Genomic DNA, 17,731 nt, shown 5'->3' on the forward strand with positions numbered 1-17,731 from the left:
CGGCAGCGAGAACGCTATGACTAAGGACGCGTTGTCTTTAGCACCATCCATGACGGCTTAACACGTTAGCCACCACACCATAAGACATCAGCACGGTCACGATAAGACCTAACCATGCCCATTTCTTCCACAGAAGGCGCCAGGCTACGCCGCCTAATAAACCCATCACCAAAATCGACAGATCGGTTTCCACATATAGAGGCTTATGCGCGTCAATAAACTCATTCAAGAAGGGATTCGTCCAAATTAGTCCGACTAAGGCATTCCCCACTAAAATCGCCATCGCCCCATATTGGGCCACTTTTTGGTGGACGTCCACCGACTTGTGAGGTAAAAAGATACCGACAAGCCTCTCAACCCATTCATCAGCCTGAACGAAAATGGCAAGCGTGGCAATCATGCCTAATAGTGTTAATCCCCATGTCAGAAGAAGATGCCAGCCGATACATCCCTTATTATCCGCCGCCTGAATAATCTCAAACATCGGATTGGACATCATTCCCAGATAAATGGCGACTAAAATGACAATGACGGGCCAGCGAAACCACGACACACGGGATTTCTCAGAACCTCGTTCCATCATGATGATGTCACCTTCGGTCTTTGGTGAAGATGCGGGTTCTGGATGAGATCAGCCCGGGCAATGGCCATGAAGATGAGAAAAGGAATAATCATCCCGGGAGTGGGGGCGAGTCCGGTCCATATGCCGCCACACGCCTCGGGTACGACCCAAATGATGGTCGTTACCGCCACAGATAGACCAAAGGCATAACGCCACCGTCTTAACCAGGCTATGCCCACTGCCAACATGATTAACACCAGAAACAAATTGGTCATTAGCGGGTGGTGAAAACTCAGCATAACGCCATCATTGATACTTTGTTGGAGCCATGACGGTTCGGAGCCATCCATAGTCACTAAACCAAACACTTCGGCTAGACGCGGACCATGCCAAAAACCCGATCCCGGCAATCCTTGGAGTCCTGCCATCATAATCCAGAGCCACCCGAGCCCTTGCCGCAAGCGGTAAACGAGTTGGTGATTTTCCCACCAAAGCATGGGCAGAATCACCAAAAGTGTGGCGACCCCATACAGCAGTGCTGTGCCTGGCGTTCCGGTCAGCATGCTTCCGGTCCCATTAAACAAGTTACCAAAGCCTTCTGCCACGCCCCAGAGAACAATAGACCAAGCAATTAACACATAGGCGGCGACAGTACGAGCCCTGGGGTTTCCCCATGTGATAATCAACGCACCTCCAACCTCCAGTGCGGCAATGAGATAGGGCCATAAAGAAGGAGCCGCAAGCCAGAGGGTATCGGCCGCTTGCAAGAGTTTTTGGACTCCCAAGGGCTGCCACGCTTCAGCTGGCGGCGCCAAAATATCACTGACGAACAAGGGACTGTGAATTTTCGGTTGCAGCATCATTATCCCAGAAATTGCCCACATGATACCGACCGCAATCCGGGTCTTAGTGCGTAAAGATACCGACGAGGACGCGCTAGCCATCTTACGATACCTCCCACGCGTTAAGGTAAATGATGCGGCACCCATGTCGTGCCATGGTTTTGACTGACCCAAAGTATGGTCATTTGGTCTTGGCGCGTCATCACCATGACATTGCCATTATTCGCGACATCTAGCGCCACAGGAGTTCCAGTTGGTAGATGCGCAATCCCCTCATGCCATGTGTTTTGGTTCCAAGTCCAAGTATCAATATGATGAGACGCCGTTAATACATAGCCAGCATTCCCATTGATGCTGAGAGCAGCATAAGGATTGCCCTCAATCTGTAAGGGGGCCGTAGCTCTTGTCCAGGTTTTCCCGCCATTGCTTGTCCTATCCCACATTAGCCATTCTTGGCCATGATCTGTCCGCACAATCGCCGTTTCCCCCTGGCTGGCACTTTGCCATGTAGGCGCCATAACTAATAGGTTCTGATTCTCCCAAGATTTGGGTACAGGCAATGGCGCCCGGGTAAAGGCGTTTTTGTTCCACGACCATAAATAGGCCATGGAACCGCTGTGAATCTCTCCGCCCAGCCAAAGATTTTGATGGGGTTGTAGACTTATCGAAGTTTCCGGCATCCAGGGCGCATTATGGGCCACGGCAACCCATTTTTGACCACCCGTAGTCGTATTTAACAGTTCATGGTCACTAATCACCCACGCCGTATTTTGCGATGTCGCCACCAATGGATGAAGAGCATGAGGCGGTAAAGGGCCAGGAATTATCAGAGGTGCACTCCATGTTTGACCCCCGTTGTTCGTGGTTCGAAGGACAGGATCCACCTGATATCCATAAGCTCCGACTAAGGCCCATGCTGAGTTGACACCGGTCGGTGCGACCTCAATACCTCCTCGTTGAGTCATGGCTTCGGGGGTCACGATTTGCCAGGTACTTCCTCCTGTCAGCGATCGCTCTACGGTCCGGTACCCCTGGTAGGGACTAATCGACCACGAGGTGAGTCCATTGCCAACTAACGCATAAGAGGGTCCAATCGGTTGCCAGACTCCTTGGCCCAGGTTATTGCCTGGGCTTGATAATTCAGGCAATGGTTGATGAAGCATTTTGGCCACATAGGTGGCCAACAATTGTGCGGTTCCACCAATATATTTGGTTTGAGCGGTGGGGTTACTCAACCAGACTTCGCGCCCTTTGGGACTAATCAACCAAAAAACGTCCGCATGTTGGACCATGCCATATTTTGGAACATGCACATATTCATAATAATTGTGCCACACCCGAGACAAGGTGGAGACTGAAGGCGAGGTCAGATATGTGAAGTTGGGCACCGAATTCAGCCCATGTTCGGTATCAAAAGCCTGGATATCCTTTAAACTGTGAAACTCTGGATTAGCATCCACCGCAATAATTTGTACATGCGAAGCTAAAGGACCTAGGACATGGTTCATGTCCACTAATTCTTGTGCTTCCAGCGGGCAATCCCACCAACAGACGGGATCAAAAAATGTCAGGACAACAACTTTTCCCCGGTACTGGGTCAAACTAATGGGTTGTCCCTTGGCATTTAACAATTGAAAATTAGGAGCCGGCTTATTCACATAAGTCATACCATCGGCCGCCAGGGCTTCTGTCGCCGCTGCTGTCAACTGGGTACTGGGTGCATTATGATAAATCCGGGACAGCCCCCATCCTGCAAAGGCCGCTACAGGCAATAATCCGAACAAGACCCATTTTTGGTACGATTTCTTCATGACAATGTTCGCCCTTTCGCCGGTGTCGAATCCATGAAAAGATTTCGACCGAAAATGGGCAACGTGGCAAGGCGAGCATAAACACCCAAAGACAATAATACTAGCACGCCGCTATTGGGATCGGTTCCCATTCCCCCTAAAACGCCGAAATCTTGCCCAAGCCACCATGTGGCAAAGGTTACACCAAAAGTCACCCACCACGTGAAAACCGATTTCGGCAAGGTGATCCACAAAATGGCCAAAACACTAAAGATGATAACGAGAACAGCATTCCAAAGAGCTGGATGAGCCGCTAAGGAGTTTGCCCATAGATAGAGTGGTTCTGAAAAGATTCCGGGTTGTGGCATTTCCGCCATACTCAAGACGTAAGCGGACACACTTTGGCCTTGCCAAAATCCCGATGCAGGCCATGCTTGCAATAACGCGGATAAGCCCCATAATCCGGCCAAACCATATTGAAAGATCTTAGTGGGACCGGAAGATTGCCAAAATCTTGACGGGAGCAAAAGCAAGATAGCCAATAACACATATAAAATGACCGATCCTGGGCTGCCGCTTAACCACGAACCTCCACTAAAGAGACTCCCCATAGCTTCCCCGCCAATCCACACCACTAGACCCCAAGCGATAGAAAGCCATAAGCCTGCACGCCGCCAGGTGTTTATACTTCCCAAAAGAATCAATAATCCGATATCGATTTGTATCCACGTCGCAAATTCATTCCACATGACCGGGTTAATACCCCATAGACGGACGCCAATCTCGATAAGACTGCGCAATAAAGCCGGTTGTCCTTGGATTAAGGGTGCTAAAAAGCCCCCAATAAACCGGGTGATCATGAGCGGTTGAGCTTGTAATAAACCATCTAAGAGCCACAAGGCGCCAAGTCCCCGGGCCAACCATTCGTACGCCACAGGGTAAGGCGGAGTCACATCTTGTTCATGATGAAGGCGAAGACGTCGCAATAGTGTCACGACAACAATAGCCAATGTGATGATTGCAAGAATCCAGAATAACCGATAAAAATCTGCCTCCGCCACCGGCGGGGGTAGTGGATTGCCCATATTCACCGTTCAATCCCCTCCCAATTTCCTGTATAAAGGGATGCATGGGCTTTAAGAACCCATCTTTCCCTGCTAGACTATTCACCCTAAGTCCTATAAACATGAGTATGATTTCTGGTTCAAAAGTTTAGCACTAAATCGAGTCAGATCACATCACATGAGAAATATCGCAAAACTCACGATACCTATCCTCATGACGAGAATAAGCCGTGGAAATATAGTCCGAAAAAGAACTGTCAATCTGTTGGCAGGATCCTTTCCTGAGAGCTCTCATGATGCTTAAAATCAACATCCTGGTATCTGCCATCCTGTATATTCTCAATAGAGTCGGCCAATACTTTAACGAGCAAAAACCAAGAATCAGCCGTCATTGGCTGATTCTCTGGAAATACTTTTAATTGTTAGCGAAAAATACCTGACCACTCTTTATTGAGGGTACTGTTCCGTTCTTTCAAACTTACTCAAATCTACGCATAGGTAGCTTTGACGTTAAATTCCTGCTTCGTTGAGGCGGCCTCTGCAATAGCAGGTCTTACGTCCTCTCTACAGGCTGTCACCGTGGAACTCACGGCCCATTTCATCAGATTCCTTGCAGCATTCACGTCTCGATCATGATGGGTTCCACACTCCGGGCATGTCCACTCGCGTATCGACAGTGGCATATTTTTTTGTTTCGTCCCACACTCTGAACATATTTTACTGGAGGCAAACCAGCGATCCACAATGATGAGTTGTCCACCACGCATTGCTGTCTTATACGCTAACTGCCTACGCAACTCATGAAAGCCCCTGTCTCCCACAGCTCTTGCCAAACGATGATTCGCCATCATTCCTTTGACGTTCAAATCTTCGACGACAATCACGCCGTATTGATTCACTAAGCAGGTAGTGAGCTTATGCAGTGCGTCGTGGCGGATATTGGCGATCTTTGCGTGGAGCTTCGCGAATTTGAGTTGGGCTTTTGCTCTGTTTTTCGAGCCTTTTTGCTTGCGAGATAGCGAACGGGACAATCGACGTAAACGATTCAAAAGGGCCTTGTGAGGCTTTGCGCCTGTCACAAAGGTTCCGTCAGACAACGTAGCCAATCGGTTGACCCCCAAATCCACGCCGACTATCGCTTGGTTTTCGCACATCGCCGGCGTCTCTTCCGTGTCTACCGTGATACTGACATACCATTTGTCTGCTTTTCGGGAAATGGTGGCAGACATGATCGTGCCAGAGAACCGCAAGGTTTCTCGCATTCGTCCCCATCCGAGATGGGGAATACGTATACGCTTGTCACTGACGGCAACCTGATCATTCGTGAGCGTGAAACTGTCATGAACGCCTTTCTGTTTGAAGGTTGGAGACTTCGCATCCCCTCGAAAAAACCGTTGGAACGCATTACCGAGGTGAATCAAAGCCATTTGTGGCGCGTTTTTCGTGACTTCGAGCATCCACGGGAACTGTTCACGCTTGATGGCATTCAGTTGCCGACGAAGGGAAGCTTGCGTGGGTTTTTCACCGGCCTCATATTGGCGCTTCCACTGTGCAAGCCCCCAGTTGTAGGCAAACCGAGCTACGCCACAGGCTTTGGCAAAATAGGTAGCGTGTTTGTTATTACTCCTCTTCCGCACGTGATGGGTGAAAGCCGTGGAATTTATCCCGAGGGTCTAGGGGGCACCTGCGTGTAAATCGTGTCCGTAAAACCTAATGCGGCCAAAATGGCCGCCACCGATTGGGTATGAACCGCCGGAACAAAGAGTTGACGGGTCTGGGCATCCAGCGGCACGACAATCAGTCCGCGCAGATGATGTAACACCTCCTGCCCGGTGGGCCGCGCCAACAGACCGCGAGTCGGCGTGGGAAGGGGCGGGGCCTGCCGGGCCCGACGTTCGATGAGACTGAGCACCAACGCGGCGAGCAAGAGCACATAACCTAGGGCTTCCACCCGTTCCGGCTTGTGCACATAGAGCGCATCCACAAAGGCCGGGTCTTTTACAAAGCGAAAACGGTGTTCGATGACCGTCTGGCCTTTGTATTCTTCGAGTAATCGGCGGGCATCAAAGGAGGAGGCCGGCAGATTGGTGATTAAGACAAACGTCGCCGCCCGGTCCTGTGCCGCCTGCACGCGTTGCGCATCGACTGCCCCAATGGTGGGATGGACCCGGTATACCGTGGTGGTAGCCGGTTCGGGGGCATCGTGGCGGTAATTCCGGACAACGCTTGCCCCCTACGTCTTACCGCGGCTGCTGGCACGTAGTTTGCAGGGGCTTCCTCCGTCGGTACCGGCTCCCCGGCCCTCGCGGGCCGGTCTTCGTCCCGACAGACAGAGCTTTACAACCCGAAGGCCGTCTTCACTCACGCGGCGTTGCTCCATCAGGCTTGCGCCCATTGTGGAAGATTCCCTACTGCTGCCTCCCGTAGGAGTCTGGGCCGTGTCTCAGTCCCAGTGTGGCCGTTCACCCTCTCAGGCCGGCTACCCATCGTCGCCTTGGGAGGCCGTTACCCCCCCAACTAGCTAATGGGCCGCGAGCTCCCCTGTGAGCGCCTGTTGCCAAGCTTTCTTCCGGTTCCCCGGAACGTATGCGGGATTGCCGCGCCTTTCGGCCCGATATCCCCCACTCACAGCCCGATGACTCACGTGTTCCTCACCCGTCCGCCGCTGACCCGAAGGTCCGCTCGACTTGCATGTATTACGCACGCCGCCAGCGTTCGTCCTGAGCCAGGATCAAACTCTCCATGACTCGTTTATCTGCTGACATCATTGATACCGTCTAATCTCATCTTCACCATGACGATATAGTTTTCAAGGACCGACTACCCGAGGTCTTCACCTCGTGGCCGTGCTGCCCTGTCGGACAGCTTTGATATAATACCATGGCCTTATGCGAAAAACAAGAGGATCCTGACACTTTTTATCATTGCAAAAAGTCCCAGATCTTGGGATCTTCAATACCTAAGCGCCACAGAGCAATACCACGCAATTCGTATCCCGAAACCAACTGGATTTTCGATAGCAAACTTTGCGTATCCTCGAACCAAACCGAATGAACTGCGCCATTTTGCACATAAACAAAATGATTTTTCCCTGTTTCATGGGTATATTGTTGTTCCAATGATTGGGCTTGCCCATAAGATAACGCAATCGCGCCGGAATTACTCCAATCGTATCCGTACCCGGGAATCCCTAAAATCACTTTACTTGGAGGAACCACCGATATTGTGTAATTCAAGACAGCTTTAACCCATGACGGGGACGCAATAGGCCCAGGACTACCTCCTGCCCAATGTTCGTCATAAGCCATAATCATTAACAAATCTGCACTTTTGGCTAAAGCGGGGTAATTATAGGCTCCCGTCCAAGAGCTCGTGGGTTGGTAACTGGTCTCTGCGGGCAAACTGAGTGTGACATAATACCCATGACGATGGAAGACTTGCGACAAATGCGCAACAAATTGAGTAAAATCCTCTTGCTCCGAAGGAGCCATCCCTTCCCAATCCAAATTCACCCCATCATAACCATTATCTTCAACGAGTGTTAACATATTCTCAATAGCTCTTTGACTCGCCACCGGATTACTCAACAAGGGTCCAAACACAGATTGCCCAGCCATATTTTCAACTAACGCAAATGTCCACAAGTGATGTTGGCGTGCTATTTGCAAGACCGCCGGATTGGTTTGACCACTAATATACCCATTCGCATTAATCGTATACCAAAATGGAATAATACCCGTTAAAAACGGGAGATAATGCTGAAGCATGGCGGTCGCATTCCCCTGGTTTCCCGGATCATAAAAATATCCTAAAACCATTCCTGGAGGCAGTCCATCCGAAGGTCCTGAATTTTGAGTGGTTTTCTGAGGCCTGGGACCCGTTGTCGTCAATGCTATAGAAGCTTCGGCGGGATGTAGCAAAAGGCGATCCCAGCTTGCTATGACGCGACTGTTTTGGCCATAAATCAATCCCCCAATCAAAGCAATGACGAGAAATATCGCTGTCACCACAACCAAGGGGCGTCGGTTATAGGCATGTCGAATTCCTTTATCGCGAATCATAGAAGATCCTCCCCCACCATCGTACGTAATACCTATGCCACAAGCTCCCGAAATAGACAGGTATTTCGTTATAATAAACTTAAAAGCCGTGCCTCCCCTTTGAACGCATCTTTATAAAGGCACTCGCCCTGTCAACGGACACGGCTTGAGATAGGAAAGGATGGGAATGGATTGCACACCTTGCTCATCGAAGATGACGACCGCGTTGCCCGTCTTATTACATTAGAACTTCGTCATGCCGGATGGGATGTTCACTGGTGCAATAAAGGCCGTGATGGACTATCTGAAGCCATTGGAGGGAATTATGACGTCGTGATTTTAGACTTAATGCTTCCCGATATTGATGGTATCAAAGTGTGTCAATCTCTTCGTCAAGTGTCAGATACCCCGATATTAATTTTAACGGCGCGCGATGCAGTCGTTGACCGTGTTCGGGGGCTAGATGCCGGTGCCGATGATTATCTGGTGAAACCCTTTGCGACCATGGAATTATTAGCGCGCATGCGCGCCCTCACCCGAAGACCTGCAAACGTTTTTCATCAAGATGATACCCTTAAAGTCGGACCGCTTGAGCTGTATCCGATGCGGCACGAGGTCCGCTTGAACAATAATCCCATTGAACTCACGCGGCGAGAATTTGACCTCTTACAGTACTTTATGCAAAATGTGGGTATCACTCTAACCCGGGATATGATTCTTGATCGCGTCTGGGGATGGGGATATTCCGGAGCCTCAAATATTGTGGATGTCTATGTCGGGTATCTCCGGCAGAAAATCGGATTACCCACCGATGAACTCAATTTAGTGACAATTCGTGGAGTGGGTTATGTCTTGAAATACGAGAATCCGTCGTGAATTTCCCACGTAGTCTTCGCACCCGTTTTACCATCCAAACCGGAGGGGCCATCGTCAGCCTAGTGGTTGTCTTTGCTGTCATCACCATTTTGGCAGTCAGCTTTCACTTATATGATGCGGCCGCCTCGGACGCTTTGAGCGTATATGCTGGTCTCAAACAGGCCCACGGCAATACGCTAAGTGTAATTGTGCATGAATATACCCGATCGGTCGATCCACATATTTGGATCCTGCAGCATGGTCATGTGATCTTGCGCTCTCCTAACACGGCTCCTCGTCCCATTGGGCCCTTAATAGGAGGCTTAGCTCGTGAACCCATATCGCTGCGTTTAGTTGAATATCACGCACATCTCACTTATGTCATTGATTGGCCATTGAAACCTGACTTGGATTTATTGGGCGATCTCATTCTGGTGATGACAATAGTCGGCATTGCTGCCGCCGCGGGAGGTGTCTTGCTAGGACGATGGACAACGCACCGGGTGTTGGAGCCGGTCAAACGCATGACCCGTTCCGTAGAACACATGTTATCCACAAATCAATTTCTTCCTGTCGAGAATCCGTCCCGAACCGATGACGAGTTTAGTCAGCTCGCACGGTTGTTATCGGAGCTGGTGCAAACCTTGGAAGCTCGTTGGCAAAGAGACCGCACTTTGCTAGCCGATGCTGCCCATCAATTGCGAACGCCCCTCGAAGTTATTCGAGGTAATCTCGATATTTTACGCAACTGGGATAGTATTGACCGGGCCACGGAAGAGGACAGCCTAACCGCTATGGATCGGGCCGTCTCCGAAATGATTACCCTCGTGGGCGATCTCTTAACCTTAGAACACGTGCGCAACGAAGGGCCAGCTCAATTACAACCGCATTCTCTTCGCACCTTATTGGAAGATGCCAGTGAAGATGCACGGGCCTTGAATCCGAGTTTGCACATCCTCCTTCACGATCCTGGACAAGCGGCCGTCTTGATTCATGAACCCTTCGCTAGACGAGCCTTGTGGGCGGTTCTTGAAAACGCCGTCAAGTACAGCCCAGATGGAGGGACCATCGAGATTACGGTTTTACCGCAAGGAGAACGCTACGGGATTGCTATACGCGATCATGGTCCTGGCATTCCTGAAGAAGACATCCCGCACATTTTCACCCGCTTTTACCGCGGCCAAAATGGCCGGGGAAAGAGCGGCACGGGTCTTGGTTTAAGTATTGCCGAAGCCTTGATGCGCTCACAAAAAGGATATATTACCTTGGAAACAGGAGAAGAGGGCACCACATTTACTCTATGGTTTCTTCGCGCACCCGCTTCATCGGCTTAGCAGGGTTTTTCGTTTTTAATTGCGGAACCACCCTATAAACATAAAGGGAAGTCAGAATCACCAGCAGGCCGACAAACACTAAAGGCCAAGGAACCTGTGAAGATGACGTCATAAGGGCTCCCACCCCGAGGAACAAAAAGACGACTCCCACGGCAGCGGTTAGCCAAGGCACCCCAAGTGCGTGAAACGGGCGCACACGAGTAGGCTCTTTATGCCGCAACCGTATAACCAACAACGCCGATAGTGCATAAATCAGTCCTTCGACACCTGCTCCCGCGTTAATCAATATGGTGTATTGTCCCGTAGCAAAAATCACCAAAGCCAGCACGAGGGATAAACCGGCCAAAGTCATCAACGCATAAGACGGAACCCAACGATCGTTTAAATGCGCAAAGACTTTGGGCAGGGACTTCTCTCGCGCCAAAGCGTACACAAAGCGGGATGCTGTGAATAGACCCCCATTAAATGTGGTCATCGCTGTCGTCATAGTGACAAAAAGCATCCACCAAAATCCGATAGCTCCCAGTGCCTTCTGCCCCGCCAACAATTGAGGAATCACTGTGGTCTTTAGTTGTTCAGTTCTCGGAAAAATTATTGTTAACGCCACAGTAAACAAGGCGAACGCTATGGCAATCAAGCCCAAAGCGATATACATGCCACGCGGTATCGCCCGTGCATCAGAAAATTCCTCGGCTAACGGGGTGACCCATTCAAAACCCACATAAATAAACACACCCAAAGCAATACTTTGAAAAATTCCCGGGCCCACGTGCAAAAACTTTGATACAGGAGGCAAGGGCACTTTATCTAAAATCACAATACTGATGATGCTCAAGGTCGCCAACAACAACAGCGCGTTGGCATCTTGAATACGGCCTGCAATCTGGATTCCGCGTAAGTTGGCCATTACGATTACCAACAGCAAGACGACAATCCATAACCATCCGGGAATCTGGGGAATACCCGCATGAAAGGCGTTAGCTAGCACAAAGGCATCGGCGGCAATAACGAAAATCACAGTTAGGGCATAGACCAACGAGATAATCAATGATAACGAATCATTAAGTCCACGCCGGGTCCATACCCGAATCGCGGCGGCCGAAGGATAAAGACCACTTAATTCTGCGAAATTGCTGGCAGAAAAAACAATCAGGGCTCCGGCCACCAATAAGGCGATCCATGCCGAAGGTCCGCCCGCATATTCCGCAACTTCCACGCAGGCAAGGAAATTGATTGCCGCAGACGCAAGACCCGCACTGGTCGAGACCGCTGTCCGTAAGGGCAGCACCTGGCGCCTGGCCATTGTTACTCCCCCCAAATTAATAACGTAATAATATCAAGACGCATCAGGTCATCTTGATGGCCCTTAACTAATAAATCTCCGGCATTATACGGTTCGGTCGGACTCATCTGGCCCGAAAATACGGCCTGAATAATGTCCTCGGTCCCTTCGATATGCATGTCGGCATCGGGAATATCACCTTCCCCAGCTTCAATGACACCCTTTTGACTTCTAAGCCAATACAACTGTTGACTATCCGTCGTCTCAATAACAATCGTCCGGCTCCAGTCTCGGTTCATTTGCCTTAACCGTTCATTTTCGTTACATGCACGCGCAAAGTCTTCGAAAGTCGTTAGCATACTCATTGTTTCTACTCCCTTGCATATTGTCGCCACAATGCGTCGTTGTCACGAACTGCTAATCGAACCGTGTGAAGTCATACCGTAATCCGGCATCGAGGATCGTTTTGGCCCATTCGCTGTCTTCAGGATGTACTCCAGTCACGGCGACAATGGCTGCTTCAATCACATTGGTGCCAAAACTTCTGCCGTATAACACCGGCGTGGTCGTGATAAGTGCCTTAAGACTGCGTTCTTTTAATAAATCACGGTCTTGGCTCGTGGTCGTGTTTGTTATCATTAGCTTGCCCGAAAGATTTTGTGGCAAGTGACGGCGAATAAAGTGAAAATCCCCAGCAATAATATCGGCATCCGCAAAATAATGGTGGTAGGTGCTATCCCCAGAAATTTGCTCTTGTTCCCGTCCAGTGGGGTAAAGCATAGAAAAGGGCATCTTTGTCAAATCTGGTAAAAGGCGTCGGGCAAATTTCTCTAGTTCGGCTAAGGAACGAATAGGGTAGTCAATATGACTCGCAAAGATAAAATCGCCCGCAACCGTCTCAAACCCATTTTCGTAAAATGCTCGCGCCATACCAAAACGGTCCAGAGCGGAGACTAATAGAACCTTCATTGGCGGATGGATTATCTGATGCTGAGTGAGTTGATTGATAACATCATATTCCCATATTGCCTTCACTCCGCTGCCATCCACCACTGGGGTTGCCTGGGCTACGGATGCTAAACGTTTAGCATCTTCAATCTCATAGCGTTGCCCGTTAACCACTAAATAGCGATCAATGCCGCCTAATCCAATAGCATCCACATGATTGTCGAGTTCATGGATCATTTCCCGGGCACGCTCGAGATCGCCATTGGTTCCACGCCGACTGACATGAACCTTTTCGCCAAAAATTTCAAGTTCGGTGTCATGATCACGCGCCGCACTACCAAGGCTCACACTTACCACGTGTTTCATCCGAACCCTCCCAAAAAAATAGCTGTGCACAAATTTGTACACAGCTATCTTATCGTCTTTTGCCGATGATTCCTAGCCTAAGGTTCTGGCATAGAGCCCGGCGTTAATGGACGCATGGTGGGAAAAAGAATGACATCACGAATGGATGGACTGTCTGTTAATAACATCACCAGCCGATCAATTCCGATTCCCAATCCCCCCGTAGGCGGCATCCCATGTTCCAAAGCATTCAGGAAATCTTCGTCTAAGGGAGGGACTTCATCATTCCCTTGCCGTCGTTGTTCTTGTTGCCGCATAAACCGTTCACGCTGATCTAAGGGATCATTCAACTCTGAAAAAGCATTGGCGAGTTCACGACCTGCCACAAATAGTTCAAAACGCTCCGTCAGCAATGGATTTTTTGGATCCCGTTTCGCTAATGGCGAAATATCGACGGGATGGTGCCATAAAAATGTTGGTTGGATCAAATCGGGCTCGACAACTTGTCCAACAATCTTGTCCATAACCTGAGAACGATCAAAGCGGGGATCAACAGCAATCCCTAGCTTTTTCGCAAATTGGTGAGCATCTTCCGTACTGACAATACTCTCCCAACGCACACCAGTTTTTTCGTACAGACGCTCAACCATGTCGACACGAGCAAACGGCGGCGTAAAATCAAGCTGTTGTCCTTGATATTCGATGACGGCTTGTCCCTTAATTCTTGTAACTAAATAGGACAAAAGCGATTCAACCAATTCCATAATGCCTTGATAATCGGTATAGGCTTGATACAATTCCAGCATGGTAAACTCTGGATTGTGTTTCGTTGAAATGCCTTCATTGCGAAACACCCGGCCGATTTCATAGACCCGGTCAAATCCGCCGACAATGAGCCGTTTGAGATGAAGTTCCAAGGCAATGCGCAAATATAACGTCATATCCAAGGCATTGTGATGGGTCACAAAAGGGCGAGCTTCGGTACCGCCTGCTATGGGCAATAAGACGGGGGTCTCCACTTCGACAAAATCCCGCTCCGCCAAAAATTGGCGAATATAGGTGATCGTTTTGCTGCGAATGTTGAAGACTTCGCGCACTTCAGGATTCACCAGTAAATCCACATAACGCTGACGGTATCTCAAGTCAACATTGGTCAAACCATGGCGTTTGTCCGGAAGATCGAGCAAACTTTTACTTAAAAATTGATATTGACGAACTTCAATGGTCACCTCGCCCCGGCGGGTCTTAAAGACCGTTCCTTCCACCCCGACGATGTCGCCAAGATCCATAAATTCCGTTAACGCAAATGCGTTTTCCCCAACAATATCTTCTCGCAAATGACATTGTATTTTGCCTTGTTGATCAACCAAATCTAAGAACATTGCTCGACCGTGGGTACGGATTGCCATGATCCGTCCTGCTACCCGTACGCGTTGACCTTCCCACTGTTCATAATGTTCTTTGATCTCTTGGCTGAAGGCTGTGGCATCAAAGCGAGTCGGCTCATAGGGATTCACTCCCCGCGCCTTAAGCGCTTCTAGTTTGCTAATTCGAACGGCGCGGGGATCAAAACTATCTTCTGCCAAAATATAACCTCCACAGCTCTTACGATATCTTCATAACCTGCATACGAATTTTTCCAACAGGTGCACTCACTTCAACAATCTGTCCGACCTTGGCGCCCATCAAGGCTTTCCCCACGGGGGATTCATTGGAAATGTGGTTTTTATTCGGATCAGCTTCTGCTGCCCCTACAACTGTATACTCCTCTTCAAAATCTTCTTCCAAATCTTTGACCGTCACCACAGACCCAATGTGTACCGCCGTTGGATCCGCATTATCGCTATTGACCACTTTGGCTTGGCGAAGCATTTTCTCAATGGTTTGAATTCGTCCTTCTACAAAAGCCTGCTCATTTTTGGCGTCCTCATACTCGGAATTCTCCGAGATATCGCCAAATTCGCGAGCCGTCTTGATACGCTCCGAAATTTCATGGCGCCGTACCGTTTTGAGATACTCCAGCTCGCTTTCTAATTTTTTCAGTCCTTCTTCAGATACTAGCAACTCTTTATCGCTCAAAACGATTCCCCGCTTTCTTCTAATAAGAGCTTGCTATTGAATCCTACGACAGAAATTGGCTATCTATGCTATGTGGACCTATTATATACATTTATCAGTCGAGCGCAATGGTTATAGCCCTCATTTTTTATTCTCCGGCGAATCGATCACTGTCAGAATCGTTCGTTTGAGTGCAGCAATATCCACAACCACATCGGTACTGAGAGGGGTTTCTCCTAAGACCAAGGGAATCACAGTGCGACTATCCAATAGGGCAGCCATCAACCGAACCCGGGCATTGGACGCCAATAAAATCACCACGTCAAATTGACGAAATCTATTGGCTAAATCCATAATTTCATTTACAAGTTCGATCCCATTACGACTTTGCGCATATTCCCAGCGTTCTTGATTAGTCATGACCCAACATAATTCTACCCCTAATTCCTGGCATAATGCCCGAACTTCGTCGGGGTTCGCAATGGGAAAACCAATAACCGCAATAGACCGTCCCTTGCGTAATTCCCCCAATGTTTCAAGGCGGGAGACAAAGGAACGGTCAACAGCAAATTTTTTGGCCACATCCTGTTGCGACATGCCTTGGGACCTGGCCAAAAGAATTTGCTCCGTAACATTGGCTATTCGTGATAAGCTAATCACTTTATCGCCCACACGGATCAAATCCACGAAAGATCCTCATTTCTGGCGTGATCCAACCACTCGTTTATGAGGTTTTCAGCGTCTTCCAACGTATTGAGCGCATAACACCGGTTGCGGTAGGCACTCGACCCGGGCGTGCCATGGAGATACCAAGTTAATTGTTTACGCATCTCCCGAATTCCCACACTTTCCCCTTTAATCTCCACCATCCGACGCACATGGTACAACGCCATTTCAGCGCGTTCTTCCGCACTGGGAGGTTCTAAATGATGACCCGTACGCACATATTCGGTAATGCGCTTGAAAATCCACGGATCTCCAAACGAGGCTCGTCCGATCATGACTCCATCGGCTCCCGTAAGCTCCATCATCCGCACGGCATCTTCCGGTGTTCGAATATCACCATTGCCAATGACAGGTATACTGACTCGTTCTTTCACTTGCCGAATAAAATCCCAGTTAGCCGGGCGCACATACAAATCGTCCCGGGTCCGGGCATGAATTGCTATCGCTTTAGCGCCGACGCGTTCAAATTCCTCGGCTAATGACGGGGCCGTGATTGTGTTATGGTCCCATCCCGCACGCATTTTTACGGTAACGGGAATATGAACCGCGGATACGACCTCACGAACAACAGCCACAGCGTTCGGGGCATCATTTAACAACGCAGACCCGTCACCATTTTTGACAACCTTTGGTGCGGGGCAACCCATATTAATATCGATCAAATCACAACCCTGCTGTTCAGCTTGACGTGCAGCTTCCGCCATTAATTCAGGATCGGATCCTGCGATTTGAATGCCCACAGGGCTTTCTCCGGGATCCATTTCCATGAGCCAAAAACTTTTAGCACTTTTATGCAGTAGGGCATTGGCATTGACCATTTCAGTGATACACAATGTCGCCCCCTGCTTGCGTGCAATGGCCCGGTAAGAACGGTTTGATACTCCCGCCATCGGAGCAAGCAGCACCGGAGGATCAATGGTCATTGTTCCGATTTGCACCGTGTATCACCTCTCTTTAAAAATTGCCCAATTATTATACCACAAGATATTATCCCTTATGTCTTGCTGTCTCTCTGTTCTACCGTCTGACTCTTTGGGCCATCAATGGAAGATTCTCCCGTTTTGATGTCGGTCAAAGGTATGTAGGGTGTCCCCTTAAAAATTGGTGCCATGGGCGGCAATCCCATATCCCGATACAAATCCCCGGGCACGCCAATATCCGACAAATACAGAGCACCCACATATTCTTGAGCCCACGGCATAACTAATCCTTTTTTCGGTAGGGCCAAAGTCAAGGTGGCACTCGCTTTAATGATGACCCCGTTGAGAATTTCTCCATCGCTCGATAAGCCCGATGGGACGTCCAAGGATATGACGGGGTGATTAACTGTTCCCACTGCATTGACCATCTCCGCCACAACGCCGGTCAGTGGTCCCTTAAGACCATATCCGACTAACGCGTCAATCACCAAATCCGCTCCGGTAATTGCTTGCCGACTTTGCTCATCGACACACGAAATGTGACTCACAGGCACCCCCATATTCTCAAGCAGTCGCCATTGGTGCAATGTTACAGGTTTTAAGGTCCCGTCCGGTACAAGGACTGCGATATCCGCACCATAAATATGAAGACGCCGGGCCGCAACCATCCCTCCTCCACCATTGTGTCCATGGCCACACAGAACGACAATCTTTTTTCCTGCGAGATTTTCCGCCATGTAATGAGCTGCCACAGATGCCATAGCAGCCCCCGCATTTTCCATTAATTGTCGCAAATCATACCCCATTTCAAAGAGCGCATCATCAACATATTTCATTTCAGTGCTCGTAATCGCAGGAACCCACTGCGTCACGGCCCATGTGTAAAATCGCGTGCCTTCATCCATGATGTGTAATCCTCCTGTCGGTAGTGATGTTCAGGAGTTTTCCGTATTCTGTGGCGAATC

The 17,731-nt window shown here is 49.4% G+C and carries 17 protein-coding genes and 1 other annotated feature; of the genes, 2 read left to right on the forward strand and 15 right to left on the reverse strand.

Going from position 1 to position 17,731, the window contains the following annotated elements; all coding sequences use genetic code 11:
- Positions 1-37: 37 nt before the first annotated feature.
- From AOA63_RS09610 to AOA63_RS09640, 7 genes are all read right to left on the reverse strand, one after another.
- Positions 38-583, reverse strand: a complete 546-nt coding sequence (locus tag AOA63_RS09610) for a hypothetical protein (RefSeq protein WP_053959497.1) — start codon at positions 581-583, stop codon at positions 38-40.
- Positions 580-1,506 (reverse strand): hypothetical protein, encoded by a 927-nt coding sequence (locus AOA63_RS09615; protein ID WP_053959498.1) that lies wholly within the window; start codon positions 1,504-1,506, stop codon positions 580-582. Before AOA63_RS09615 ends, AOA63_RS09610 begins: the two co-directional genes overlap by 4 nt.
- A 20-nt stretch (positions 1,507-1,526) precedes the next feature.
- Positions 1,527-3,215: a redoxin domain-containing protein gene (locus AOA63_RS09620; RefSeq protein WP_053959499.1), complete on the reverse strand. Its 1,689-nt coding sequence runs from the start codon at positions 3,213-3,215 to the stop codon at positions 1,527-1,529.
- Positions 3,212-4,279 carry a hypothetical protein gene (locus AOA63_RS09625; protein ID WP_053960668.1) on the reverse strand — a complete coding sequence of 356 codons (1,068 nt, stop codon included), beginning with the start codon at positions 4,277-4,279 and terminating at the stop codon, positions 3,212-3,214. Before AOA63_RS09625 ends, AOA63_RS09620 begins: the two co-directional genes overlap by 4 nt.
- Before the next feature lie 467 nt (positions 4,280-4,746).
- Positions 4,747-5,895 (reverse strand): RNA-guided endonuclease InsQ/TnpB family protein, encoded by a 1,149-nt coding sequence (locus AOA63_RS09630; protein ID WP_053959500.1) that lies wholly within the window; start codon positions 5,893-5,895, stop codon positions 4,747-4,749.
- Positions 5,896-5,918: 23 nt separating this feature from the next.
- Complete coding sequence (locus AOA63_RS09635; protein WP_278277067.1) at positions 5,919-6,413, reverse strand: transposase; 495 nt, start codon at positions 6,411-6,413, stop codon at positions 5,919-5,921.
- Positions 6,414-6,431: 18 nt separating this feature from the next.
- Positions 6,432-7,005 (reverse strand) — a sequence feature (16S ribosomal RNA rRNA prediction is too short).
- A 174-nt stretch (positions 7,006-7,179) separates the two neighbouring features.
- Positions 7,180-8,319, reverse strand: a complete 1,140-nt coding sequence (locus AOA63_RS09640) for a glycosyl hydrolase family 18 protein (RefSeq protein WP_053959501.1) — start codon at positions 8,317-8,319, stop codon at positions 7,180-7,182.
- A 171-nt stretch (positions 8,320-8,490) separates the two neighbouring features.
- On the opposite strand from AOA63_RS09640, the gene AOA63_RS09645 reads away from it, so the two are divergent.
- Positions 8,491-9,174 (forward strand): response regulator transcription factor, encoded by a 684-nt coding sequence (locus AOA63_RS09645; RefSeq protein WP_053959502.1) that lies wholly within the window; start codon positions 8,491-8,493, stop codon positions 9,172-9,174.
- The gene (locus tag AOA63_RS09650; protein WP_053959503.1) at positions 9,171-10,487 is read left to right on the forward strand and encodes a HAMP domain-containing sensor histidine kinase; all 1,317 of its coding nucleotides are present in this window, start codon (positions 9,171-9,173) and stop codon (positions 10,485-10,487) included. The genes AOA63_RS09645 and AOA63_RS09650 overlap by 4 nt, the downstream gene beginning before the upstream one ends.
- Here the strand turns inward: AOA63_RS09650 and AOA63_RS09655 are convergent.
- The 8 genes from AOA63_RS09655 to AOA63_RS09690 all read right to left on the reverse strand — a co-directional run bounded on the left by AOA63_RS09655 (position 10,447) and on the right by AOA63_RS09690 (position 17,671).
- Positions 10,447-11,790, reverse strand: a complete 1,344-nt coding sequence (locus AOA63_RS09655; protein ID WP_053959504.1) for an APC family permease — start codon at positions 11,788-11,790, stop codon at positions 10,447-10,449. The two genes, AOA63_RS09650 and AOA63_RS09655, sit on opposite strands and share 41 nt — an antisense overlap.
- A 2-nt stretch (positions 11,791-11,792) precedes the next feature.
- Positions 11,793-12,134, reverse strand: coding sequence for an SCP2 sterol-binding domain-containing protein (locus AOA63_RS09660; RefSeq protein ID WP_053959505.1), 342 nt, complete (start codon positions 12,132-12,134; stop codon positions 11,793-11,795).
- A 52-nt stretch (positions 12,135-12,186) separates the two neighbouring features.
- The gene (locus AOA63_RS09665; protein ID WP_053959506.1) at positions 12,187-13,083 is read right to left on the reverse strand and encodes a hypothetical protein; all 897 of its coding nucleotides are present in this window, start codon (positions 13,081-13,083) and stop codon (positions 12,187-12,189) included.
- Positions 13,084-13,160: 77 nt separating this feature from the next.
- Complete coding sequence (gene lysS, locus AOA63_RS09670; RefSeq protein ID WP_053959507.1) at positions 13,161-14,648, reverse strand: lysine--tRNA ligase; 1,488 nt, start codon at positions 14,646-14,648, stop codon at positions 13,161-13,163.
- A gap of 19 nt (positions 14,649-14,667) precedes the next feature.
- Positions 14,668-15,141: a transcription elongation factor GreA gene (greA, locus tag AOA63_RS09675; RefSeq protein WP_020374378.1), complete on the reverse strand. Its 474-nt coding sequence runs from the start codon at positions 15,139-15,141 to the stop codon at positions 14,668-14,670.
- A 120-nt stretch (positions 15,142-15,261) separates the two neighbouring features.
- Complete coding sequence (locus AOA63_RS09680; protein WP_053959508.1) at positions 15,262-15,807, reverse strand: helix-turn-helix domain-containing protein; 546 nt, start codon at positions 15,805-15,807, stop codon at positions 15,262-15,264.
- Positions 15,798-16,784, reverse strand: a complete 987-nt coding sequence (gene dusB / locus AOA63_RS09685) for a tRNA dihydrouridine synthase DusB (RefSeq protein WP_053959509.1) — start codon at positions 16,782-16,784, stop codon at positions 15,798-15,800. The genes AOA63_RS09680 and dusB overlap by 10 nt, the downstream gene beginning before the upstream one ends.
- Before the next feature lie 56 nt (positions 16,785-16,840).
- Positions 16,841-17,671 (reverse strand): NAD(P)H-hydrate epimerase, encoded by an 831-nt coding sequence (locus AOA63_RS09690; RefSeq protein WP_053959510.1) that lies wholly within the window; start codon positions 17,669-17,671, stop codon positions 16,841-16,843.
- Positions 17,672-17,731: the final 60 nt, after the last annotated feature.

The sequence above is a fragment of the Sulfobacillus thermosulfidooxidans genome (assembly GCF_001280565.1).
Classification (GTDB): Bacteria; Bacillota; Sulfobacillia; order Sulfobacillales; family Sulfobacillaceae; genus Sulfobacillus; species Sulfobacillus thermosulfidooxidans_A.